The sequence below is a fragment of the Staphylococcus sp. HMSC36A10 genome (genome assembly GCF_001838845.1).
Taxonomy (GTDB): Bacteria; Bacillota; Bacilli; order Staphylococcales; family Staphylococcaceae; genus Staphylococcus; species Staphylococcus aureus.
Genome location: NZ_KV839117.1, coordinates 37,343 through 60,981, shown reverse-complemented (window position 1 = coordinate 60,981; position 23,639 = coordinate 37,343). Strand labels below are relative to the sequence as shown.

Here is a 23,639-nt window from a genome sequence, read left to right as displayed (position 1 = left end):
GACCTGTTAATATTTGTGATTATGACTGTGTCATGTATATAATAAGTAACATGGATTTTTAAAATTAAAGTATAAAACGAAATCATTTGAAGTATAAATTGTAGAATTGGATGACTGAATATATGAAGAATTTTAGAAGTATTTTACGGTATATTGGTAAAACCTCAAAGTTTATTGATTATCCGTTATTAGTTACATATATTGTATTGAGTTTAATTGGATTAGTTATGGTATATAGTGCAAGTATGGTTCCAGCAACTAAAGGCACATTGACTGGTGGTATCGATGTTCCAGGAACGTATTTTTACAACCGACAATTAGCATATGTCATAATGAGTTTTATAATTGTATTTTTTATTGCATTTTTAATGAATGTTAAATTACTGAGTAATATTAAAGTGCAAAAAGGTATGATTATAACTATCGTCTCACTATTATTACTGACGTTAGTAATAGGTAAAGATATTAATGGTTCTAAAAGTTGGATAAACTTAGGATTTATGAACTTACAGGCATCTGAGTTATTAAAAATTGCAATCATATTATATATCCCATTTATGATCAGTAAAAAAATGCCTAGAGTATTAAGTAAACCAAAATTAATTTTAAGTCCTATTGTATTAGCATTAGGTTGTACGTTTTTAGTTTTCCTACAAAAAGACGTAGGGCAAACATTACTAATATTAATTATTTTAGTTGCGATCATTTTTTATTCAGGAATTGGGGTAAACAAAGTCCTAAGATTTGGTATACCAGCAGTGCTAGGATTCTTAGTAGTATTTGTCATTGCATTAATGGCTGGTTGGTTACCAAGTTATTTAACAGCCAGATTTAGTACGCTAACAGATCCATTCCAATTCGAATCAGGAACTGGATACCATATTTCCAATTCATTGCTTGCGATAGGTAACGGTGGCGTATTTGGAAAAGGATTAGGAAATAGTGCAATGAAATTGGGCTATTTACCAGAACCACATACAGATTTTATTTTTGCAATTATTTGCGAAGAATTAGGTTTAATCGGAGGATTGCTAGTTATTACTTTAGAGTTCTTTATTGTATATCGTGCCTTCCAGTTTGCAAATAAAACATCATCATATTTTTATAAACTTGTGTGTGTTGGGATTGCCACATACTTTGGAAGTCAAACGTTTGTAAACATTGGCGGTATTTCGGCAACAATTCCATTAACTGGTGTGCCATTGCCATTTATCAGCTTTGGTGGATCATCAATGATTAGTTTAAGTATTGCTATGGGATTACTTCTGATTGTAGGTAAACAAATCAAAGTAGACCAGCAACGAAAGAAACAACAACAAAAAGTTGATATAAGAAGACAATTTAATTAAAAAAATACTAGCCAATATTTAGTACGAGATGACTTCTGTCATTAAGCAATGCTAAACATTGGCTATTTGTATACTCTTTGTCAAATTGGACTGATGAGTTCAATAACGGAAGTTAGGCAACCAAACAACGCTTAACTTCCTTTTTGTTTTGATATTACGAGATTACTCATGATTATCAAATTTTATAAACAAAACAACGTATAATTATAACTAAATTTTATGACTAAAAATTACTAAATGTGGTGGCGAAATTAGAATCATGATGATAAGATAAAGTTATCGCTATTGATAATAAATGTTGATGTTTTGCAATTTTATTTTTAATTTTTTAGAGTTGTAGAAATCGAAAATGTTTCACAACAAAAACGTGAACTACCTGTTGTTGCATAGTCATTTTTGAAATTATTATTTCTGAAGCGGAGGTTTTAATTGTCTCAAGAATGTTAAATTTTGAAAATTTGAAACATAACTATAGCAAAACAGAGCGCTTTAAGATAAAATTTTATTATCTAATTAGTTAGAAAATTCTAATAGTTTGAGGAGTGTATCGCTATTGAAACAAATAAAAAAGTTACTTGTTGCTAACCGTGGAGAAATTGCAATTCGTATATTCAGAGCGGCGGCAGAATTAGACATCAGCACAGTTGCAATTTATTCGAATGAAGACAAAAGTTCATTACATAGATATAAAGCAGATGAATCCTATTTAGTTGGAAGTGATTTAGGTCCTGCTGAAAGTTATTTAAATATTGAGCGTATCATTGATGTAGCAAAACAAGCGAATGTGGATGCGATTCATCCTGGCTATGGATTTTTAAGTGAAAATGAACAATTTGCGCGTCGTTGTGCAGAAGAAGGAATTAAATTTATTGGTCCTCATTTAGAACATTTAGATATGTTTGGAGATAAAGTTAAAGCTCGTACAACGGCTATCAAGGCAGATTTACCAGTTATTCCTGGTACAGACGGTCCAATTAAATCATATGAATTAGCAAAAGAATTTGCAGAAGAAGCTGGTTTCCCGCTAATGATTAAAGCCACAAGTGGTGGCGGCGGTAAAGGTATGAGAATCGTTCGTGAAGAAAGTGAATTAGAAGATGCTTTCCATAGAGCAAAATCAGAAGCTGAAAAATCATTTGGTAATAGTGAAGTTTACATAGAAAGATACATTGATAATCCAAAGCATATTGAAGTACAAGTTATAGGTGACGAACATGGAAATATCGTACACTTATTTGAACGTGATTGTTCAGTACAACGTCGTCATCAAAAAGTTGTAGAAGTTGCACCATCAGTTGGATTATCACCAACATTACGTCAACGTATTTGTGATGCTGCAATTCAATTGATGGAAAATATTAAATATGTCAATGCAGGTACTGTTGAATTTCTAGTATCTGGTGACGAATTCTTCTTTATAGAAGTTAACCCTCGTGTACAAGTTGAGCATACAATTACAGAGATGGTAACAGGAATTGATATTGTTAAGACACAAATTTTAGTTGCAGCAGGTGCCGATTTATTTGGTGAAGAAATTAATATGCCGCAACAAAAAGATATTACAACATTGGGCTATGCCATCCAATGTCGTATTACAACAGAAGATCCGTTAAATGATTTCATGCCGGATACTGGAACAATCATTGCTTATCGTTCAAGCGGTGGCTTTGGTGTACGTCTCGATGCTGGAGATGGTTTCCAAGGTGCTGAGATATCACCTTATTATGATTCATTACTCGTAAAATTATCTACACACGCGATATCATTTAAACAAGCAGAAGAAAAAATGGTACGTTCATTACGAGAAATGCGTATTCGTGGTGTTAAAACTAATATTCCATTCTTAATTAATGTAATGAAGAATAAAAAGTTCACAAGTGGTGATTACACAACTAAATTTATTGAAGAAACACCAGAACTTTTTGACATTCAGCCGTCTCTAGATAGAGGTACTAAAACATTAGAATATATAGGTAATGTAACAATTAATGGTTTCCCAAATGTTGAGAAACGTCCGAAACCAGACTATGAATTAGCATCAATTCCAACTGTATCTTCAAGTAAAATCGCTTCATTTAGTGGTACGAAACAATTGCTTGATGAAGTAGGTCCAAAAGGTGTAGCTGAATGGGTTAAAAAGCAGGATGATGTCTTACTAACAGATACAACCTTTAGAGATGCACACCAATCATTATTAGCTACACGAGTTAGAACTAAGGATATGATTAATATCGCATCCAAAACAGCGGACGTATTTAAAGATGGTTTCTCACTTGAAATGTGGGGCGGTGCTACATTTGATGTGGCATATAATTTCTTGAAGGAAAACCCATGGGAACGACTTGAACGTCTACGTAAAGCTATTCCAAATGTATTATTCCAAATGTTGTTACGTGCTTCAAACGCAGTTGGTTATAAAAACTATCCTGATAATGTTATTCATAAATTCGTACAAGAAAGTGCTAAAGCAGGCATAGATGTCTTTAGAATTTTCGATTCTTTAAACTGGGTAGATCAAATGAAAGTTGCCAATGAAGCAGTACAAGAAGCGGGCAAAATCTCTGAAGGTACTATTTGTTATACAGGTGACATTTTAAATCCTGAGCGATCAAACATTTATACTTTAGAGTATTATGTCAAACTAGCTAAAGAGTTAGAACGTGAAGGTTTCCATATTTTAGCGATTAAAGATATGGCAGGCTTATTAAAACCTAAAGCCGCTTACGAATTGATTGGTGAGTTAAAATCAGCTGTAGATTTACCAATTCATCTTCACACTCATGATACAAGTGGTAATGGTTTATTAACATACAAACAAGCAATAGATGCTGGTGTCGATATCATTGATACTGCTGTTGCTTCAATGAGTGGTTTAACAAGTCAGCCAAGCGCCAATTCGTTATATTATGCATTAAATGGCTTCCCACGCCACCTTAGAACTGATATTGAAGGTATGGAGTCACTTAGTCATTATTGGTCAACTGTACGTACTTATTATTCAGACTTTGAAAGTGATATCAAATCACCGAATACTGAAATTTATCAACATGAAATGCCTGGTGGACAGTATTCGAATTTAAGTCAACAAGCTAAAAGTTTAGGTTTAGGCGAAAGATTTGATGAAGTCAAAGATATGTATCGCAGAGTGAATTTCTTATTTGGTGATATCGTAAAAGTAACGCCATCGTCTAAAGTAGTTGGTGATATGGCACTTTATATGGTACAAAATGATCTTGATGAACAATCCGTGATTACAGATGGCTATAAATTAGATTTCCCAGAATCAGTAGTGTCGTTCTTCAAAGGTGAAATAGGACAACCTGTAAATGGTTTTAATAAAGATTTACAAGCGGTTATTTTAAAAGGCCAAGAAGCACTAACAGCTCGTCCAGGTGAATATCTAGAGCCAGTTGATTTTGAAAAAGTCCGTGAGTTGCTTGAAGAAGAGCAACAAGGTCCTGTTACGGAGCAAGATATTATTAGTTATGTATTATATCCAAAGGTATATGAACAATATATTCAAACTAGAAATCAATACGGAAACTTATCGTTACTTGATACGCCTACATTCTTCTTTGGAATGCGTAATGGTGAAACAGTAGAAATCGAAATCGATAAGGGTAAACGATTAATTATTAAACTAGAAACGATTAGTGAACCAGATGAAAATGGTAATAGAACGATTTACTATGCGATGAATGGTCAAGCGAGACGTATTTACATTAAAGATGAGAATGTGCATACAAATGCGAACGTTAAGCCAAAAGCAGATAAGAGTAATCCAAGTCATATCGGTGCGCAAATGCCAGGTTCAGTAACTGAAGTCAAGGTTAGTGTAGGTGAATCTGTGAAAGCTAACCAGCCGTTGCTAATTACTGAAGCTATGAAAATGGAAACAACAATTCAAGCACCATTTGACGGTGTGATTAAACAAGTAACTGTAAATAATGGTGACACAATAGCGACAGGCGATTTATTAATCGAAATTGAAAAAGCAACTGACTAAAATGATTAAAATAAAACGAGATTACACAACAATTGACGTGTAATCTCGTTTTTACATGGCTTAGGTTTAATTTTAAATATTGATATAAAAAACCGTAATTTTAATGGGCGTGCCATTAAAATTACGGTTTGCTTTTTTGTTATTGCTTGTCACTTCTTACTGATCGTAACATTAGCATGATAAAGTATGTTGTCATACCAAATAAATAAGTGATAAATAATGCATGGAAAAGTGCGATTATCAGGTTAACATTTGTCATAATAGATAATGCACCTGTGATAACTTGTAATATAACAAGTATAAATGCAGCTGTATAACCATAATGAACAGTACGGTTATTTGGATAATTTTTAACAGCGTGAATATAAGTAATCATAATAATCGTAAACACTATAAAAGCCATGATACGATGCGTGAGTTGAACCCAATCTTGTTCTGAATGTGGTACAAGATCGTGGAATGGCAATGGCCAACCACCATATGCTAAACTTGCATCCGCATGTCTCACTAGTGCACCAGTATAAACACCACAATAAATGATGATTGCCATTAACCATGTTAAACGTCTTAATGGCTTTTTGATATATAATTCGTCAGCTTCATATTTTTGATCTATAGAGAAAATAATCAATGTTATTAAAAATACAGATGAGAAACTGATTAATGATATACCAAAGTGCAATGCTAAAACGTAATCGTTTTGTTGCCAAATAACAGCAGCAGCTCCGATTAATGCTTGCAATAATAAGAATCCAACACTAATGATTGATAAAGGTTTAATTTCTTTAATATAGCCTATATGTTTCCATGCAGTGATAACTAACCATAAGACCATTAATAAAGACAAAGCTGAAACGGCTCTATGACTTAACTCAATAATCGTATCAATAGGAAAGAATTCTGGAATCAACGCACCATGACATAGTGGCCAAGAAGAACCACAACCATCAGCTGATCCGGTTTTGGTAACTAAGGCTCCACCAAGTTGTACAAATGTCATCATTAACGTTGCTACGACACCTAACCATTTTAAATTCTTTTTGCCAAACAATTTATACACCCCATCATAAAAAAACGCATCACTGAGAATTAGAATTAATAGCCGGATTTGAGATGATACTATAAATTGACCTGATTGTAGGATATGAAAAGATGGGATCCAACGCAGGAAATATGATTTAATTTTACAAGTATTGTATGTGGACGACATAAAAAGAACTTAATCGTAATGATTTTTTTATTGGGATAATTATGTAATCCACGTTTACTCAAATTTGAAGCTTAAATATTAATCTCTTTTAGATGCATGATTCTACTTATTAAAATTTTCTAACATATACATTATAGCAATAAATTAAATGTTATTTGTGTCACAAAATTGACATTTTCTCTTGTCGTTAATTTGTCACAATTTAATTTTATTAAACCTAGTCTTTTTATGCAATCTAAGATATCATAATCTTATATGAACAAATTTAAGGAGGGGGATTATGAGCAAAGAGCATACTTTGTCACAAAATATTAGCAGAGTTAACTTCAAAGAATTGCAACAGATAATTAAAATGGGACTTGTTCAAGGTAACTTAATTCCGGCTTTTGCGGGCGCATGGCTAGCAGTTGTAATGACAAATCATTCCTTCTTATCATCAATACCTCAAATTTTATTAATGCTATTTGGATCTACTTTAATTATGGGTGGCGCATGTGCGTTAAATAATTATTACGACCAAGATATTGATCGTATTATGCCTAGTAAACAAAATAGACCAACTGTAAATAATAGAATTACAGATCAAAATTTATTACTATTAAGTTTTGGTATGATGTTAGTTGGAGAAATTTGTTTGTTTTTATTGAATATACCATCAGGCGTACTTGGTCTTATGGGGATTGTAGGTTATGTGTCTTATTACTCAATATGGTCTAAAAGACATACAACATGGAACACAGTCATTGGGAGTTTTCCTGGAGCAGTACCACCACTAATTGGATGGGTTGCAATTGAAGGACAAATTAGTTTAACAGCGATTGCGCTGTTTTTAGTTGTATTTTGTTGGCAACCAATTCATTTTTATGCCTTAGCTATTAAACGTAAAGATGAATATGCACTTGCAAATATTCCAATGTTACCATCAGTTAAGGGCTTTAAACGTACACGTGTCAGTATGTTTATCTGGTTGATTATTTTATTGCCAGTACCTTTATTACTAATAAATTTAGGTGTCGTATTCGTAGTGTTAGCTACATTATTAAATTTAGGATGGATTGCATTAGGTTTAACAACATTTAAGAAAAATTCAGATCAAACAAAATGGGCAACACAAATGTTTATATATTCACTAAATTATTTAGTGATCTTTTTCGTGTTAGCTGTGATTGTTTCATTACTTACTTTGATCTAGATTAATTAAGTTAGGATGAAAAATATGGGCGTTCCAATTTTACCAACGATTAGTACGACATGTATTGTCATTAGTGCAATTTTAATTGCCATTGGTTGGAGACTTATTTGGAAAAGGGAAATAAATAAACACAAAAATGTTATGTTAGCTGCAGCTGTTTTTGCTTTAACTTTTTTCTTAATCTATGCAAGTAGAACGATTTTTATCGGTAATACAGCATTTGGCGGACCAGCATCAATTAAGAAATATTATACGATTTTCTTATTTTTCCACATTAATTTAGCAACAATTGGTGGTATTCTAGGCCTAGTTCAAATTATTACTGCATTTAAAGATAAATATAATGTACACCGCAAATTCGGGCCATTCGCTTCAGTTATATGGTTCTGTACTGCAATTACAGGTGTAGCAGTTTACTTATTATTATATGTATTATATCCAGGTGGAGAAACGACATCACTGATTAAAGCAACATTTGGTCATTAATATGCTTATACAAATGATACTAATCTGATAAGGCAATTTGTTTTATCAGGTTTTTTGATGAAGAATAGTCGGACAGTTGATGGTATTCATTTGATACCTTAACTGTCCATTTTTTTATACATATTTTAATCTTAATAATGAAATTCAACCTGAAAACATAAAGATAGGTTATGATATAGAGTGTAGGGAAAATCTTTATGACGTTAAAATTATGCCTGAAGATGATTTTGTTTTATCGAAACGACACAGTTATGTCAGTGTTGAAAATTTGCTAATTAATGTGTTGTTTTTTACAATAGTATTAATACTTTTTAGGTGGTTGATTGATGAAAAAGTTAATTATAAGAGTCGTCGGTGTATTATTTTTAGTTGGATTTTTAATATATCTTTTTTATTCACCGAGATTAAAATTTGATGTATTAGAGAACCCGAATAAAGGTAATAAAGTAAATAGATCTGAACAGGTGAATAAATCAAATAACCATGCTGAAAATCCAAAGCCTAAAGAAGGTGTTGGTACATGGGTAGGTAAAGATATTAAAGTGCTTACTTCTAAATTTGGACAAGCAGATCGTGTCTACCCTTTTAGAGATGGTTACAAAAATTATGTGTTTAAAGACAAAAACAGTTATTACATTGTTTCAACTAAACGTGAAGAGATCGTTTCAGTGTATGCTACAGGTGAGAAAGTCAATGTTAGTCCGTTAAAAATAGGACAACATTCTGCAGAAATTTTTAATCATACAAGTATTAATCCAGAACCGTCCTTTAAAGTTGATGGTAAAAAATATGAATTTGAACTTTCAGATGAAGATTTAAAAACACAAACACTGATTAAATATGGCGACATATATGCACAAGTGTATTCTGATCAACAATCGAAAAAGGTGCTAAGTGTACGATTTTTAACAAAAGAAATGTTAGCAGATATTGAACCTTATCAATTAAATTCTAATTCTACGTCAGAAGAGCATAATAAGCGTCCAGTTGAGCAAAATCCAAATCAATTAATTTCTCTTTATGAAGTAACGAATGAAATGAGAAAATTAAAAGGATTAAAACCATTGAAAATCAATAGCGATTTAGCACATATTGCATCTAATAACTTATATGAAGCGACCTCTAATGGTTCTGATAGTGTTGAATTTACAGAGGACGCATTAAGAGGGCAATTAGATAAAAATCACGTTACTTATAAAACAACTGCTCAAAATGTTGGTTATGCGTTTAATGATGTACCAACATTAATCCATAGTTGGATGAATTCAGATATACATCGATCTCGTCTATTAAATTCAAAATACGATGAGATGGGTGGAGATGTAATGAGAGATTATTATTCACTAATTTTCTTAGAAAAATAACAATGAGGGGTATTTATGATTAATGAAGCTTCACTAGCGATATTAGATGATATTGATGAACTAGCTGATATGATAGTTGCATCAGATATTTATGCATCATTTGAGCAAGCTAAACAGGCGCTCGAAAACAATGACGAAGCACATTTACTTTATCAATCATTTTTAAAATCAAAAGAGAAATATGATGAAGTAATGCGATTCGGGAAATATCATCCTGATTATAAGAAAGTTATGTTAGAGACAAGACAACGCAAAAGAGCATATGAGATGCTTGACGTTGTGATGCATTACAAAGCTAGGGAAATGGCACTTCAACATTTAATAGATGAAGTTGTTACGAAAATTGCGTACGCTGTTTCAGAACATGTCAAAATAGAAACAGGTAATCCATTCTTTCAAACATCACATAGTGGTTGTGCGACGGGCGGATCCTGTAATTGTTCATTATAAAAAACATCGAGTCAGAAAAAGGTGGTTATTGAAACCACTAACTAGCATCTGACTCGATGTTTTTATTTATTCGGGATTGTTTGTTTGAATTGTTGTGCTAAATCTGGTCGATCTGTCACAATCGTGTGTGCACCTTTTTGGTATAAATCATTCATCAGATCTATACTATTTACGCCATAATAGCCTGGAATGATATTCATATCATTTAACCATTTGATAAAACGAGATGAAGTCAAATCAATGCCTTTAAAATGAGTAGGCATTTGGAACGTTTGTGCTAATGGTTGGTAGTACCTACCACCTAATAAATGATATTTTAAAAATGCTTCTGTAACTTCCTGTTGGCTAGCACCAATTGCGACGGATCCTTGTGCAATTTTATTAAAACGAACGATTTGTTCTTTATAAAAACTTGTCACAAGAACGCGGTCAAATGCTTGATTTTCTGCAATTGTATCAAACATAATTTGTGGTGCGATTGAGCCTTCATAGGATTCAGGAGCATCTTTTAAGTCTACGTTTATATACATATCAGGATATTGCTTCAGCAACTCATCGAAGGTTAGTATAGCTGTGTGTGCATGACCACGATATGGTGTTAGTCCATTGATATCTTTGAAGTGATAAGCTGCGTCTAATTTCTTTAATTCTGCTAATGTATGGGCACTAACTTTTCCAGAGCCGTTCGTCGTTCTATCAACAGTTGCGTCATGAAAAACGATAAGCTGTTGATCTTTTGTGAGTCTCACATCTGTTTCAAAGCCATCAACGCCTAATTGTTTAGCATAGTCAAATGCAAGTTGCGTTTGCTCTGGTCTTAAAGCCATACCACCGCGATGCGCAAATATATATGGTGCATTGCCTTTGAAAAAAGCAGGGATGGTTTGCTTTTTAGTAATCACTTTATTTTTATTGATCATTAATAGACTACTTAAAAATCCAGCACCGACTAGTACCGCATTTAAAATGTTTCTGTTTACTTTTTTCATAGAAAATTCCTCCTCGTTTACTTTTATAGCTTATCAAAATCATAGTTCTGACTACAGCGAAATGTGTGGTTAATCATATAGTGATGCTCTTGAGAATTGAATTAATATAATGATGTTTAATATAATCTAAATACATTTATCGAGCAATTACATAAGACATAATTAAGGTAGCTTAATATTTTAAAATTAATAAAGACATGATATGATTAATGCTGAAAATAAATGGAGTGAGGTTTAAATGAATTTAATCCCAAGAACTAGTATTGTAGTTTATTTAAAACATATGAAACATGAACGACAAATCCGAAAATATGGACATATCGTTCATTCAAATAGAGATCGTAAATTTGTAATTATGTATGTGAATGAGCAGGATGTTGATCAAATTGTACATAAACTAATGCAACTTAAATACGTTAGACACATTGATGGCTCACCATATAAATACTTAAAGAAAACTTACGAAAAAGAGAAACACGAAATATATAATTAATATTATTGAAGTTCTGGTATCCATTTTTGGAGCCTTAACACACTAATTAAATAATTATAATATAACGATAAATCATGAAATGCTTGAGGGGGCTGTACATCGATACCTAAAATAGGTATGTCGAATTTTTCAGCACAATCATTAATCATTTGAAACTTTTTATTTGAATCTGGATATGGATATTTAATAGCGTTTATCATGATATAAAATGCTTGGAAATGATTGCCAGTTGTAGGGTTCATAATGATTGCTACAGATGACTTTTTATTTTCAGCTTGTGGTGAATGAAAATAGATAATTTTATCAATACGTTGATGGTTATATTCAATCATCGTCATGAATTCGAACAAATCTGTTAGACCTTCACCAAGTGTAATAAATGTTTGTTTCATTGGTTTATCATTCTCCTTTTTCTCAATAAATTATATTAAATAACTAAATGAATTGGAAGTGTGAACAACATGCGCGTTATTGCAGGTAAACATAAAAGTAAAGCTTTAGAAAGTATGGAAGGCCGTAATACGAGACCAACTATGGATAAAGTTAAAGAAGGTATCTTTAATAGTTTATATGATGTGTCAGGTATAGGTTTAGATTTATTTGCAGGAAGCGGGGCGCTTGGAATAGAAGCACTCTCTCGAGGTATGGATAAGGTAATCTTTGTTGATCAAAATTTTAAAGCTGTAAAAGTTATTAAATCAAATCTTGCGAATTTGGATTTAGAGGCACAATCTGAAGTTTATAAAAATAATGCAGATAGAGCTTTAAAAGCATTGTCAAAACGTGATATTCAATTTGATGTCATTTTCTTAGATCCACCTTATAATAAAGGTCTCATTGATAAAGCTTTAAAACTAATTTCAGAGTTTAATTTATTGAAAGAAAATGGTATCATCGTTTGTGAATTTAGCAATCATGAAGAAATAGATTATCAACCGTTTAATATGATTAAACGTTACCATTATGGGTTGACAGACACATTGTTATTAGAAAAGGGAGAATAGCATGGAACATACAATAGCGGTCATTCCGGGTAGTTTTGACCCCATTACTTATGGTCATTTAGACATTATTGAGAGAAGTACAGATAGATTTGATGAAATTCATGTCTGTGTTCTTAAAAATAGTAAAAAAGAAGGTACGTTTAGTTTAGAAGAGCGTATGGATTTAATTGAACAATCTGTTAAACATTTACCTAATGTCAAGGTTCATCAATTTAGTGGTTTACTAGTCGATTATTGTGAACAAGTAGGAGCTAAAACAATCATACGTGGTTTAAGAGCAGTCAGTGATTTTGAATATGAATTACGCTTAACTTCAATGAATAAAAAGTTGAACAATGAAATTGAAACGTTATATATGATGTCTAGTACTAATTATTCATTTATAAGTTCAAGTATTGTTAAAGAAGTTGCAGCTTATCGAGCAGATATTTCTGAATTCGTTCCACCTTATGTTGAAAAGGCATTGAAGAAGAAATTTAAGTAATAAAAATAACAGTATTTTAGGTTTATCATGGTTTACAATCCTAAAATACTGTTTTCATTTGTTAACGATATTGCTGTATGACAGGCGTGTTGAAATCTGTTTGTTGTTGCCCGCTTATTGCATTGTATATGTGTGTTGCTTTGATTTCATTTGTGAAGTAATGTGCATTGCTTTTGTTAATATTGGTTATATATTGTCTTTCTGGGAACGCTGTTTTTAAATGCTTTAAATATTGTCTGCCACGGTCGTTCATCGCTAATACTTTAACTGCGTGAATGTTTCTCGTAACATCTGTAGGTTTAATGTTTAATAATACATTCATTAACAGTCTTTGGATATGCGTATATGTATAACGCTTTGTTTTTAGTAATTTTACAAAATGATGAAAATCAGTTGCTTCATAAATGTTAGATTTCAAACGATTTTCAAAACCTTCAGTAACAGTATAAATATTTTTTAATGAATCTGTAGTCATAGCTATGATTTGATATTTCAAATATGGAAATATTTGATTTAATGTTATATGAGGTGTTACGTACAAGTGTTGAATATCTTTAGGTACCACATGATGCCAATGATCATCTTGACTAATGATTGATGTTCTAATAGATGTACCACTTGCAAACTGATGGTGTTGAATTAATGAATCATGATGTTGAGCATTTTCTCGTTTGATAGAAATTGCATTGATGTTTTTAGCATTTTTAGCAATTGCTTTCAGATAACTAATACCAAGTATGTTGTTAGGACTTGCTAGTGCTTCATGATGCTCTAATAATTCGCTAATGATACGAGGGTAGCTTTTACCTTCTTTTACTTTTTGTGAAAAGGATTCAGATTGTTCAATTTCATTAATGCTGTGTGCTAATTGCTTTAATGTTTTGATATCATTATTTTCACTACCAAATGCAATTGTATCGACACTCATATAATCTGCGACTTTAACTGCTAGTTCGGCAAAATGATCGCCAGATGATAAACTGGCAGTTGCTGGTAGTTCGATAACTAAATCAGCTGTTGATAATGCCATTTTTGCACGAGTAAACTTATTATAGATTGCTGGTTCGCCACGCATGACAAAGTTACCACTCATTATTGCAATAGTAACGTCAGCATTTGTAAGTTTTTTAGATTGATTAATATGATATTGATGCCCATTATGAAAGGGATTATATTCTGTGATTAAGCCAACGCTTTTCATTTGCAATTCGTCCTTTCGGTATTCATTATTAATATTGTAACAGAACATGATATGTTAAGAAAAAATCTTGACAACTTGTTCTTAGAAAGTTAAAATAAATTTTGTGCTTGTTAGAGGTGAAGCCATATGAAATGGTCAATTACGCAATTAAGGAAATATCAAGGTAAGCCATTTGAATTTGATCAAACGGTGAGTTTTGACAATTTAAAAGAATCATTAGATTTAATTGATTTATCTCCAATTACAATCCAAGGTCAGTTAACCATTAAGTCAACAGAAGTCGTTGCGAATATTCACATTACTGGAACGTATACAATGCCTTGTGCACGTACTCTTGTACCAGTTAAAGTCCCACTAGATGTAACTACTACAGAAGTATTTGATTTAGAAGGGTACAATCAGTATAACGATGATCAAGATGATGTAGATGAACACTATCACATTATTAAAGATGGTATGGTTAATCTTCAGGATATTGTCGAGGATATAGTTATTATTGAGAAACCAATGAGAGCTTATTCAGAGCAAAGTGACCAAATGTTGACAGTAGGTAATGGTTGGGAAGTAATCGATGAGGATCAATTAGATGAGCTTGCTAAACAGCAAGAACAAGATGATTCAGAATCACGACAAGTTGATCCAAGGCTTCAAAAATTACAACAATTATATGATAAAGAGCAATAAGTAGTTTAATTAATGATATAATGTTGTTAATTAAACTAACATTTAGTATTTTTCGTTTATAATCTAAGGAGGATATATCATGGCAGTACCAAAAAGAAGAACTTCTAAAACTAGAAAAAACAAACGTCGTACGCATTTCAAAATTTCAGTACCAGGTATGACTGAATGCCCAAACTGTGGCGAATACAAATTATCACACCGTGTATGTAAAAACTGTGGTTCTTACAATGGCGAAGAAGTAGCAGCTAAATAATTTTAGTTACTCAATATAAAAAGTCCCGCTTAAAATGATTGTTTTAAGTGGGACTTTTTATAGTGCAAAAAATAATTGGCGAACGAGGTAACAGGATACCTCATCCGCCAATTAAAATTTGTTAATTTAATAATTAAATATAAAGACGATTAATTAGTTTTTACGTTTTCTAGGTAATACGAATGCAACGATGCTACTTAAAGCTAATAATGCCATTAATGGTAATGTCATATCTTTATTTGATTCTTCACCAGTTTGTGGTAATGATTTTGCTTTATTTTCTTGTGTGTTTTTATTGTTTTGGCTTTGAGTGTGTCCATCATTTGTGTTTTTAATGTTTGCTTTTTGTAATGGAGCACTATCTTTTGCTTCGCTAGAACCTGCTGAAGTTTGAACAACATCTTTTGTTGTTTTTGATGAAGCAGTTGTTGGTTTTACAACATTTTGAGTCGTAGATACTACCTTAGTTGGAGTTGTACTACTTGATTCTACTTCACCTTTAGCTGGTTTTGTAGCAGGCGTTTTGTCTTTACCTGACTCACTAGATGCGTCATTTTCTTTTTCAACACTTGGTAATTGTTTATTGTCATCTTTTTGGCTGTCTTGTTTTTGTGATTCTTTTTCAACAGGTGATGGTGTTGGTTTGCTAGGCGTAGCTGGAGTAGCTTCCTTCTTAGCTGAGTTATCTTGTTGTTCTTTTTTGTTAGATTTATCGGTATTGGCTTTTGTAAATGCTTCTTTATCAACGATTCTGACATGGTATTGTCCATCATAATCAATCGTTTTTACGTGAACTTTAACGATAGCATCATATAGAGTTTTACCTTCAACATATGGGAAAATAATTGTTCTAGTATTATTTTTAGCATCTTTGCTTATAGTTCTAACACGTTGACCTTCAACCATGAAATCTTTCCAGTAATCGTCATTAGTAGTTTCCATGACCATATATTTTTTGCCGTTAAGCATACCTGTTTTAATAGGGTGTTTAACAAAAGTATCCATCATAGATTCGTTATTCTCAACACTTTCATAAACAACATATTTTGTATCTTGTAAATCAGTCATTTTTTCATTTGTTGGTTGTACATTTTGGAATTCAGTAATAGCTGATTTCACTTGCTCATCTAAAGCTTTCTTTGTATCCTCTAATTTCTTCTTGTACTCAGCCTTTAATTTTTCAGGAAGTTTATCTTGAATTTTATTTAATTCATAAACTTGTCTTTCTAGTGTTTTCGCTTTTTTATATGGCGCTAATAATTTTTCAGCTTTATAATCTTCTTCAGTTTTGAATTTATCTGCACTGTTATAAATTGGTTGTGCGAATTCCATTAATGTGTAATCGTATTTTTCTTCTTTGTTATTGAAGTGTGTTGAACTAACAATTTTAACAGCTTTTGTTCCATTTGATATAGAGAAGCGAATGTAAGCATAATCTTTAACAGTATCGTATGATACTAATTTAATTGGCAACTTTTTGTCACCTTCATAAACTTCAAATTTTCTCCAAAATTGACCTGATTGTAATCCTAATTCAATTTCTGGTTTTGAATCAGTGAAAATAACTCTAGCAGGTTTAACAGAACTTGCATAATGATAAAACTGTTGAGTTCCATCTTTCTTTTTCATTTCAAAATCAATTGGACGAGAGTTTGGTGCGCTATGATCTTTGTCTTTTATTTCAGGGTTTTTAATCGCTTCTCTAAGTTCCTGATTCAAAATAGGATATGTATTGTTAGTGGCTTTTGCTGCTGGTTTAACTTCTTTTGTTTCCTTAGGGGCTTTAACTTCTTTAACTTCTTTAGCTTCTTTTGTTTCAGAAGTAGGGGCCTCAACTTCTTTATTAGATACTGAGACAGCATTAGCTACTGGTTTAGTTTCTGGAGCTTTTTCAGATGTTGTTGTTGGACTTGCAACTGCTTCAGTTTTTGGTTGTGCTTCTGTATTTGTACCACCTGTTTCTTCAGCTGCTTGTGCTTCGCCATTTGACATTAATAATAAAAGTGTACTAATCGCTACAGATGCAACGCCTAGTGATGACTTTCTAATTGAATAAAATGATTTAAATTCTTTTTGCTGTTTGTTCATGTTGTAGAAACAACTCCTAATTGTATATTATCAACTGATAATCATTATCAATTGATTACTTGTATTGTACATTGAAATGGTAGTTAATTGCAACGTTATTTTATAAAAAAATAACCTATGTTATAGATTATGAAATATCTATGACATAGGTTAAATAAAATTTAAAATAAAAAATATATTAAGTTATGAGTGTGACGATGATTTATTTAGATTCTTTTCTTTTGAAAAGTAATAAAGATAATGAACCTAAAAGGGCAAGTGTTGCGAAGGCAACTGTGCTAATAAAGTTATCAACTGAAGTTAAACCAGTTTTTGGTAATTCTTTAGCTTTAGATGCTTGTTTAGGCGTTTCGTTATGTTTTGTAACTTTGTTAGTTTGTTGTGATTTATTATCACTTACAGCTTGATTGTTGCTTTCAGATTTCGCTGTTGCAACATCTTTAACAGGTGTTTGAACTTTATTTTGTTCTTGAGCAGTTTGTGCTGTTTTAACTGTATGAGCAGTTTGTGTTTTAGTTTGATCTTTTGTTGTGTCAGTACTTACAACTTTAGTAGAGTGATTGTCTTCAACTTTGCTTGTTGTAGTTACAGTAGGTTTAACTTTTTCAACTTTAGGTTGAACTGGTTTAGTTTGCTCAGTAGGTGTTTTAGGTTGAGCTGGTTTTGGTTGAACCGGTTTAACATTGTTTGGTTTTGCTGCGTCAGCTAATGTAGGAATTGCTTTTTCAAATTCCAAATGCGTAGTATATCTATGATTGTAATTAATTTGTGGCACGACAATATGTACTTTAGTAGTTAAGCTCTTATATCCAGGTTCAACTGCAACATTGATTGTTCTAGTATCCGCTTTTTTATTATCGTTAACAACAGTTGTTGCTAATTCTTGATTGTTTGCATTGTAAAATTTGTATTCTTTCCAGAATGATGCATTGTTTAACACGGTTTGGAAATAATATTTATTATTTTGTTTAATTACTTTACCAGGGTGTTGCATATAGTCATCCATGTGTGACTTCTCTGAAGAGCCATCTTTTTGCACTTGGAAATTAATTGGTTGTGATGTTGCTTGAGAAACTTGTGTGCTTTGATTATTAGTTGCGTTCGTAGCTTCTGTTGCCGCATTGACTTGTTGGCTGTCTGCGCCTATGTATACAAGGGAACCTAAAATGATAGATGCTGTACCCATTGTAATCTTTTTTATAGCTGATGAACGTTGTTCTGATTGATACTTACTGTTTAAATAATGTTTTGTCATGTTGTTTTCCTCCTAAGGATACAAATTATGTGTTGTTATATGAGATGATTAACCATTGCAATTGATAATGGTTATCAATTATACTAGCACATCTATTTTCGTATAACAATAATAAATTGATTATAAAATAAATATTGACAATGATAATCATTATTATTTATGATTTTACTAAAGACTTAAAAGCAATCATAAAAAGGAGGATTATGTTTTGAAAAATATTTTAAAAGTTTTTAATACAACGATTTTAGCGTTAATTATCATCATCGCGACATTCAGTAATTCTGCAAATGCCGCAGATAGCGGTACTTTGAATTATGAGGTTTACAAATACAATACCAATGACACGTCAATTGCTAATGACTATTTTAATAAACCGGCAAAGTACATTAAGAAAAATGGTAAATTGTATGTTCAAATAACTGTCAACCACAGTCATTGGATTACTGGAATGAGTATCGAAGGACATAAAGAAAATATTATTAGTAAAAACACTGCCAAAGATGAACGCACTTCTGAATTTGAAGTAAGTAAGTTGAACGGTAAAATAGATGGAAAAATTGACGTTTATATCGATGAAAAAGTAAATGGTAAGCCATTCAAATATGACCATCATTACAACATTACATATAAATTTAATGGACCAACTGATGTAGCAGGTGCTAATGCACCAGGTAAAGATGATAAAAATTCTGCTTCAGGTAGTGACAAAGGATCTGATGGAACGACTACTGGTCAAAGTGAATCTAACAGTTCGAATAAAGACAAAGTAGAAAATCCACAAACAAATGCTGGTACACCTGCATATATATATGCAATACCAGTTGCATCCTTAGCATTATTAATCGCAATCACATTGTTTGTTAGAAAAAAATCTAAAGGCAATGTGGAATAATGAGAAATGTTAAACAAATTGCTACAAAATCTATTATAGCTATTATTAGCTTAGGTATACTTACATATACAACAATGATTGGTAGCGTGTTGGCTGATGAGATAAAATATCCATCAGCCAAATTTAATCAACCTGAAGCAAAAGATAAAACAGAATTAACTACATCAATTTTTGATGAAAAGATAAAAGAGAATAAAGCGTTAGAGTTACTAATTTTTAATCAAGAAAATAAAAATGTAACTGAGGAACAAAAACTAGTTGACGAAAAGGCGCAATTGATTTCAGATATGACTGGTAAAATTTACTTGCAAGTAAAGCTAAAAGGTCAAATAGATAAAGAACAACTTGTTTTTCAAAATGACAAAAATGAAGAATTTCCTTTTGTTATAAAAGATGAAAAGGATGACACAATAGTAAGAATTTTAATTGAACAGCATATGGATAAAATCAATATGCATGTTAAAACGTTGGCTGAAAAGAAAAATCTAGATAACAAAGAAATGGTGTATTCTATTCATTTTAAAGAGAAAAAAGTACAACATGATGATGCAAAAGAAGTGCCTTCAAAACATCAAAATCAAGAAAATAATCAAGATCAGCTTAAAAAAGATATTGATGACAAAAAAGATAGTCAAAAATCAGATACTAAGGAAAGACGTACTAGCCTTTTTACTGAAAAAGGATTAAATGATATTCCTGTACAAAAAGATAAAGTGCAACAAGACAGTAATAAAAAGATTGAAAATGAGCGACCTAAAGCATCAGGTACATTAAAAGTTGAAAATAGCCCTCCAACAATAAAAAAGGTTGAAAATAATCACAAAGAGCAACCGAAACATAAAGATGAAAAATCAAAAAAGGAAAAGAAAAAAGTAGTTGAAAAAGAAAAAGCGTTACCAGCTTTTAATAGAGATGATGATAGCAAGAATAGTAGTCAATTATCTAGTGATATTAAAGAACTTGATGAACCAAATCATAAAAAGCAATATATTTTATTTGCAGCTGGCATTGTGTTAGCAACTATTTTACTTATTTCGGCACATTTATACAGCAGAAAGAGAGGTAACCAAGTTTGAGAATCATAAAGTATTTAACCATTTTAGTGATAAGCGTCGTTATCTTAACCAGCTGTCAATCTTCCAGTTCTCAAGAATCAACTAAATCCGGCGAATTCAGAATCGTACCAACAACTGTTGCATTGACAATGACATTGGACAAATTGGATTTACCAATTGTCGGCAAACCCACGTCATATAAGACATTGCCTAATCGTTATAAAGATGTACCGGAAATTGGTCAACCAATGGAGCCGAATGTTGAAGCTGTTAAAAAGTTAAAACCAACACATGTTTTGAGTGTGTCAACGATTAAAGATGAAATGCAACCATTTTACAAACAATTAAATATGAAAGGCTACTTTTATGATTTTGATAGTTTAAAAGGGATGCAAAAGTCGATTACACAATTAGGTGATCAATTTAATCGTAAAGCACAAGCAAAAGAATTAAATGACCATTTAAATTCTGTTAAGCAAAAAATTGAAAATAAAGCAGCTAAACAAAAGAAACATCCCAAAGTATTAATATTAATGGGTGTACCGGGTAGCTATTTAGTAGCAACTGATAAATCATATATTGGTGATTTAGTTAAAATAGCAGGTGGAGAAAATGTTATTAAAGTGAAAGATCGTCAATATATTTCGTCTAATACTGAAAATTTGTTGAATATCAATCCAGATATTATTTTAAGATTACCACACGGAATGCCTGAAGAAGTTAAGAAAATGTTTCAAAAAGAATTTAAACAGAATGATATTTGGAAACATTTTAAAGCTGTGAAAAATAATCATGTTTATGACTTAGAGGAAGTGCCATTCGGTATTACAGCAAATGTTGATGCTGATAAGGCAATGACTCAATTATATGATTTATTTTATAAGGATAAAAAATAGTGAGTTGATATGATGATAAAAAATAAAAAGAAACTACTATTTTTATGTTTGTTAGTCATTTTAATCGCAACTGCTTATATTTCGTTTGTAACCGGTACAATTAAATTGTCATTTAATGACCTAATTACAAAATTTACAACTGGTAACAATGAAGCAGTGGATTCAATCATTGATTTGCGATTGCCACGTATATTAATTGCATTGATGGTTGGCGCAATGTTAGCAGTTTCTGGAGCATTATTACAAGCAGCACTACAAAATCCTTTGGCAGAGGCGAATATCATTGGCGTTTCCTCAGGTGCACTTATAATGAGAGCACTTTGTATGTTGTTTATTCCACAATTGTACTTTTACTTACCATTATTAAGTTTTATTGGAGGTTTAATACCATTTTTAATAATTATATTGTTGCATTCTAAATTTAGATTCAATGCTGTAAGTATGATATTAGTAGGTGTTGCGTTATTCGTATTATTAAATGGTGTTTTAGAAATTTTAACTCAAAACCCTTTAATGAAAATTCCTCAAGGCTTAACAATGAAAATATGGAGCGACGTATACATATTAGCAGTATCAGCATTATTGGGATTAATATTAACATTACTATTGTCCCCTAAATTGAATTTACTAAATTTAGACGACATACAAGCGCGAAGTATCGGTTTTAATATTGATCGTTACAGATGGTTAACAGGTTTATTAGCAGTATTTTTAGCAAGTGCAACTGTTGCGATTGTTGGACAACTAGCCTTTTTAGGTATTATTGTGCCACATGTGGTTAGAAAGCTAGTTGGGGGCAATTACAGAGTACTTATTCCGTTTTCTACAGTTATTGGTGCATGGCTATTGTTAGTGGCTGATTTATTAGGACGAGTGATACAGCCTCCTTTAGAAATTCCAGCCAATGCTATTTTAATGATTGTCGGTGGTCCAATGCTAATTTACTTAATTTGTCAAAGTCAACGAAATCGAATCTAAAACGGTACAACAACTGGTTTAGTGATGACTGAAGAAACGTCATTAATAAAAGAGGATTTTTATGAGAATGAAGCGATTTTTAACTATTGTACAAATTTTATTGGTTGTAATTATTATCATTTTTGGTTACAAAATTGTTCAAACATATATTGAAGACAAGCAAGAACGCGCAAATTATGAGAAATTACAACAAAAATTTCAAATGCTGATGAGCAAACATCAAGCACATGTGAGACCACAATTTGAATCACTTGAAAAAATAAATAAAGACATTGTTGGATGGATAAAATTATCAGGAACATCATTAAATTATCCAGTACTACAAGGTAAGACAAATCACGATTATTTAAATTTGGATTTTGAGCGAGAACATCGACGTAAAGGTAGTATTTTTATGGATTTTAGAAATGAATTGAAGAATTTAAATCATAATACTATTTTATACGGGCACCATGTCGGTGATAATACGATGTTTGATGTGTTAGAAGATTATTTAAAGCAATCGTTTTATGAAAAACACAAGATAATTGAATTTGACAATAAATATGGTAAATATCAATTGCAAGTATTTAGTGCATATAAAACTACTACTAAAGATAATTACATACGTACAGATTTTGAAAATGATCAAGATTATCAACAATTTTTAGATGAGACAAAACGTAAATCTGTAATTAATTCAGATGTTAATGTAACGGTAAAAGATAGAATAATGACTTTATCAACGTGCGAAGATGCATATAGTGAAACAACGAAAAGAATTGTTGTTGTCGCAAAAATAATTAAGGTAAGTTAAACAGAAAAGAGGATAATTATGAAATTTATGGCAGAAAATAGGCTGACGTTAACAAAAGGAACAGCAAAAGATATTATAGAACGATTTTACACGAGACATGGGATTGAAACATTAGAAGGCTTTGATGGCATGTTTGTTACACAAACTTTAGAACAAGAAGATTTTGATGAAGTGAAAATTTTAACAGTTTGGAAATCAAAGCAAGCTTTTACGGATTGGTTAAAATCTGATGTCTTTAAAGCAGCACATAAACATGTTAGAAGTAAAAATGAAGATGAAAGTAGCCCGATTATCAATAACAAAGTAATTACATATGATATAGGCTATAGTTACATGAAATAATTGAATTTAAAGAGGTTGCAGTACTTGTTATGACAATTGGTATTGTTAACTTTAGTAACGACCATACATGATACCGATGATGGTCGTTTTTTTTAATGAACACAAACATGCTAACAACAAATTGCTAAAACATAGTTTGATTTGAATGTGCTTTGAAAATAATCATCAATTA

At 31.7% G+C, this 23,639-nt stretch carries 23 protein-coding genes and 1 pseudogene; 18 read left to right on the top strand and 6 right to left on the bottom strand.

Annotated features, from left to right (window positions below):
• The first annotated feature begins 122 nt into the window (after nt 1-122).
• Nucleotides 123-1,349 carry a cell division peptidoglycan polymerase FtsW gene (gene ftsW / locus HMPREF3247_RS07985; RefSeq protein ID WP_000787940.1) on the top strand — a complete coding sequence of 409 codons (1,227 nt, stop codon included), beginning with the start codon at nt 123-125 and terminating at the stop codon, nt 1,347-1,349.
• Nucleotides 1,350-1,902: 553 nt separating this feature from the next.
• Nucleotides 1,903-5,355 carry a pyruvate carboxylase gene (locus HMPREF3247_RS07980; protein WP_000809512.1) on the top strand — a complete coding sequence of 1,151 codons (3,453 nt, stop codon included), beginning with the start codon at nt 1,903-1,905 and terminating at the stop codon, nt 5,353-5,355.
• A gap of 139 nt (nt 5,356-5,494) precedes the next feature.
• On the opposite strand, the gene HMPREF3247_RS07975 is transcribed toward HMPREF3247_RS07980, so the two are convergent.
• Nucleotides 5,495-6,406: a COX15/CtaA family protein gene (locus HMPREF3247_RS07975; protein ID WP_000467123.1), complete on the bottom strand. Its 912-nt coding sequence runs from the start codon at nt 6,404-6,406 to the stop codon at nt 5,495-5,497.
• Nucleotides 6,407-6,845: 439 nt separating this feature from the next.
• Between HMPREF3247_RS07975 and cyoE the strand changes: the two genes are divergently transcribed.
• The 4 genes from cyoE to HMPREF3247_RS07950 all read left to right on the top strand — a co-directional run bounded on the left by cyoE (nt 6,846) and on the right by HMPREF3247_RS07950 (nt 10,057).
• Complete coding sequence (gene cyoE / locus HMPREF3247_RS07970; RefSeq protein WP_000031401.1) at nt 6,846-7,757, top strand: heme o synthase; 912 nt, start codon at nt 6,846-6,848, stop codon at nt 7,755-7,757.
• Nucleotides 7,758-7,781: 24 nt separating this feature from the next.
• Entirely contained in the window at nt 7,782-8,243 is a 462-nt protein-coding gene (locus HMPREF3247_RS07965) for a DUF420 domain-containing protein (protein ID WP_000538766.1), read from the top strand.
• A gap of 326 nt (nt 8,244-8,569) precedes the next feature.
• Nucleotides 8,570-9,607 carry a CAP-associated domain-containing protein gene (locus HMPREF3247_RS07955; protein ID WP_000733409.1) on the top strand — a complete coding sequence of 346 codons (1,038 nt, stop codon included), beginning with the start codon at nt 8,570-8,572 and terminating at the stop codon, nt 9,605-9,607.
• A 15-nt stretch (nt 9,608-9,622) separates the two neighbouring features.
• Nucleotides 9,623-10,057 carry a YlbF/YmcA family competence regulator gene (locus tag HMPREF3247_RS07950; RefSeq protein ID WP_000606480.1) on the top strand — a complete coding sequence of 145 codons (435 nt, stop codon included), beginning with the start codon at nt 9,623-9,625 and terminating at the stop codon, nt 10,055-10,057.
• 62 nt (nt 10,058-10,119) lie between these two features.
• Here the strand turns inward: HMPREF3247_RS07950 and HMPREF3247_RS07945 are convergent, their stop codons facing one another.
• Nucleotides 10,120-11,046, bottom strand: coding sequence for a glycerophosphodiester phosphodiesterase family protein (locus tag HMPREF3247_RS07945; protein WP_000757568.1), 927 nt, complete (start codon nt 11,044-11,046; stop codon nt 10,120-10,122).
• 238 nt (nt 11,047-11,284) lie between these two features.
• On the opposite strand from HMPREF3247_RS07945, the gene HMPREF3247_RS07940 reads away from it, so the two are divergent.
• The gene (locus HMPREF3247_RS07940) at nt 11,285-11,539 is read left to right on the top strand and encodes a YlbG family protein (RefSeq protein ID WP_001049150.1); all 255 of its coding nucleotides are present in this window, start codon (nt 11,285-11,287) and stop codon (nt 11,537-11,539) included.
• 2 nt (nt 11,540-11,541) lie between these two features.
• Here HMPREF3247_RS07940 and HMPREF3247_RS07935 read toward each other — a convergent pair whose 3' ends face one another.
• Entirely contained in the window at nt 11,542-11,931 is a 390-nt protein-coding gene (locus HMPREF3247_RS07935) for a DUF7147 family protein (RefSeq protein WP_000814565.1), read from the bottom strand.
• Nucleotides 11,932-12,000: 69 nt separating this feature from the next.
• Here HMPREF3247_RS07935 and rsmD point away from each other — a divergent pair, with 69 nt between their 5' ends.
• Nucleotides 12,001-12,543 (top strand): 16S rRNA (guanine(966)-N(2))-methyltransferase RsmD, encoded by a 543-nt coding sequence (gene rsmD / locus HMPREF3247_RS07930; protein ID WP_001263796.1) that lies wholly within the window; start codon nt 12,001-12,003, stop codon nt 12,541-12,543.
• Nucleotide 12,544: 1 nt separating this feature from the next.
• Nucleotides 12,545-13,027 (top strand): pantetheine-phosphate adenylyltransferase, encoded by a 483-nt coding sequence (coaD, locus tag HMPREF3247_RS07925; protein WP_000401377.1) that lies wholly within the window; start codon nt 12,545-12,547, stop codon nt 13,025-13,027.
• Between the two features lie 61 nt (nt 13,028-13,088).
• Here coaD and HMPREF3247_RS07920 read toward each other — a convergent pair whose 3' ends face one another.
• Entirely contained in the window at nt 13,089-14,228 is a 1,140-nt protein-coding gene (locus HMPREF3247_RS07920; protein WP_000843610.1) for a nucleotidyltransferase, read from the bottom strand.
• A gap of 126 nt (nt 14,229-14,354) precedes the next feature.
• On the opposite strand from HMPREF3247_RS07920, the gene HMPREF3247_RS07915 reads away from it, so the two are divergent.
• Together HMPREF3247_RS07915 and rpmF are read left to right on the top strand one after the other, a co-directional pair.
• Nucleotides 14,355-14,912 (top strand): YceD family protein, encoded by a 558-nt coding sequence (locus HMPREF3247_RS07915; RefSeq protein WP_000872161.1) that lies wholly within the window; start codon nt 14,355-14,357, stop codon nt 14,910-14,912.
• Between the two features lie 79 nt (nt 14,913-14,991).
• Nucleotides 14,992-15,165 carry a 50S ribosomal protein L32 gene (gene rpmF / locus HMPREF3247_RS07905; protein WP_000290472.1) on the top strand — a complete coding sequence of 58 codons (174 nt, stop codon included), beginning with the start codon at nt 14,992-14,994 and terminating at the stop codon, nt 15,163-15,165.
• Between the two features lie 153 nt (nt 15,166-15,318).
• Here rpmF and isdB read toward each other — a convergent pair whose 3' ends face one another.
• Together isdB and isdA are read right to left on the bottom strand one after the other, a co-directional pair.
• Nucleotides 15,319-17,253 carry a heme uptake protein IsdB gene (gene isdB, locus HMPREF3247_RS07900; RefSeq protein WP_001041600.1) on the bottom strand — a complete coding sequence of 645 codons (1,935 nt, stop codon included), beginning with the start codon at nt 17,251-17,253 and terminating at the stop codon, nt 15,319-15,321.
• A 202-nt stretch (nt 17,254-17,455) separates the two neighbouring features.
• Nucleotides 17,456-18,508 (bottom strand): LPXTG-anchored heme-scavenging protein IsdA, encoded by a 1,053-nt coding sequence (isdA, locus tag HMPREF3247_RS07895; RefSeq protein ID WP_000160836.1) that lies wholly within the window; start codon nt 18,506-18,508, stop codon nt 17,456-17,458.
• 208 nt (nt 18,509-18,716) lie between these two features.
• Between isdA and isdC the strand changes: the two genes are divergently transcribed.
• From isdC to HMPREF3247_RS07860, 7 genes and pseudogenes are all read left to right on the top strand, one after another.
• The gene (gene isdC, locus HMPREF3247_RS07890) at nt 18,717-19,400 is read left to right on the top strand and encodes a heme uptake protein IsdC (protein WP_000789821.1); all 684 of its coding nucleotides are present in this window, start codon (nt 18,717-18,719) and stop codon (nt 19,398-19,400) included.
• Nucleotides 19,400-20,476: an iron-regulated surface determinant protein IsdD gene (gene isdD, locus HMPREF3247_RS07885; RefSeq protein ID WP_001246696.1), complete on the top strand. Its 1,077-nt coding sequence runs from the start codon at nt 19,400-19,402 to the stop codon at nt 20,474-20,476. The genes isdC and isdD overlap by 1 nt, the downstream gene beginning before the upstream one ends.
• Nucleotides 20,473-21,351, top strand: a complete 879-nt coding sequence (isdE, locus tag HMPREF3247_RS07880; protein ID WP_001220199.1) for a heme ABC transporter substrate-binding protein IsdE — start codon at nt 20,473-20,475, stop codon at nt 21,349-21,351. Before isdD ends, isdE begins: the two co-directional genes overlap by 4 nt.
• 12 nt (nt 21,352-21,363) lie before the next feature.
• Nucleotides 21,364-22,329, top strand: a complete 966-nt coding sequence (isdF, locus tag HMPREF3247_RS07875) for a hemin ABC transporter permease protein IsdF (RefSeq protein ID WP_000594537.1) — start codon at nt 21,364-21,366, stop codon at nt 22,327-22,329.
• 61 nt (nt 22,330-22,390) lie between these two features.
• A complete protein-coding gene (gene srtB / locus HMPREF3247_RS07870) occupies nt 22,391-23,125 on the top strand; it encodes a class B sortase (RefSeq protein WP_001242420.1) in 735 nt (244 codons plus the stop codon).
• Nucleotides 23,126-23,143: 18 nt separating this feature from the next.
• Nucleotides 23,144-23,467, top strand: a complete 324-nt coding sequence (gene isdG / locus HMPREF3247_RS07865) for a staphylobilin-forming heme oxygenase IsdG (protein WP_000670950.1) — start codon at nt 23,144-23,146, stop codon at nt 23,465-23,467.
• 36 nt (nt 23,468-23,503) lie between these two features.
• A pseudogene (locus HMPREF3247_RS07860) lies at nt 23,504-23,612 on the top strand (hypothetical protein).
• The last annotated feature ends 27 nt before the right edge of the window (nt 23,613-23,639 follow it).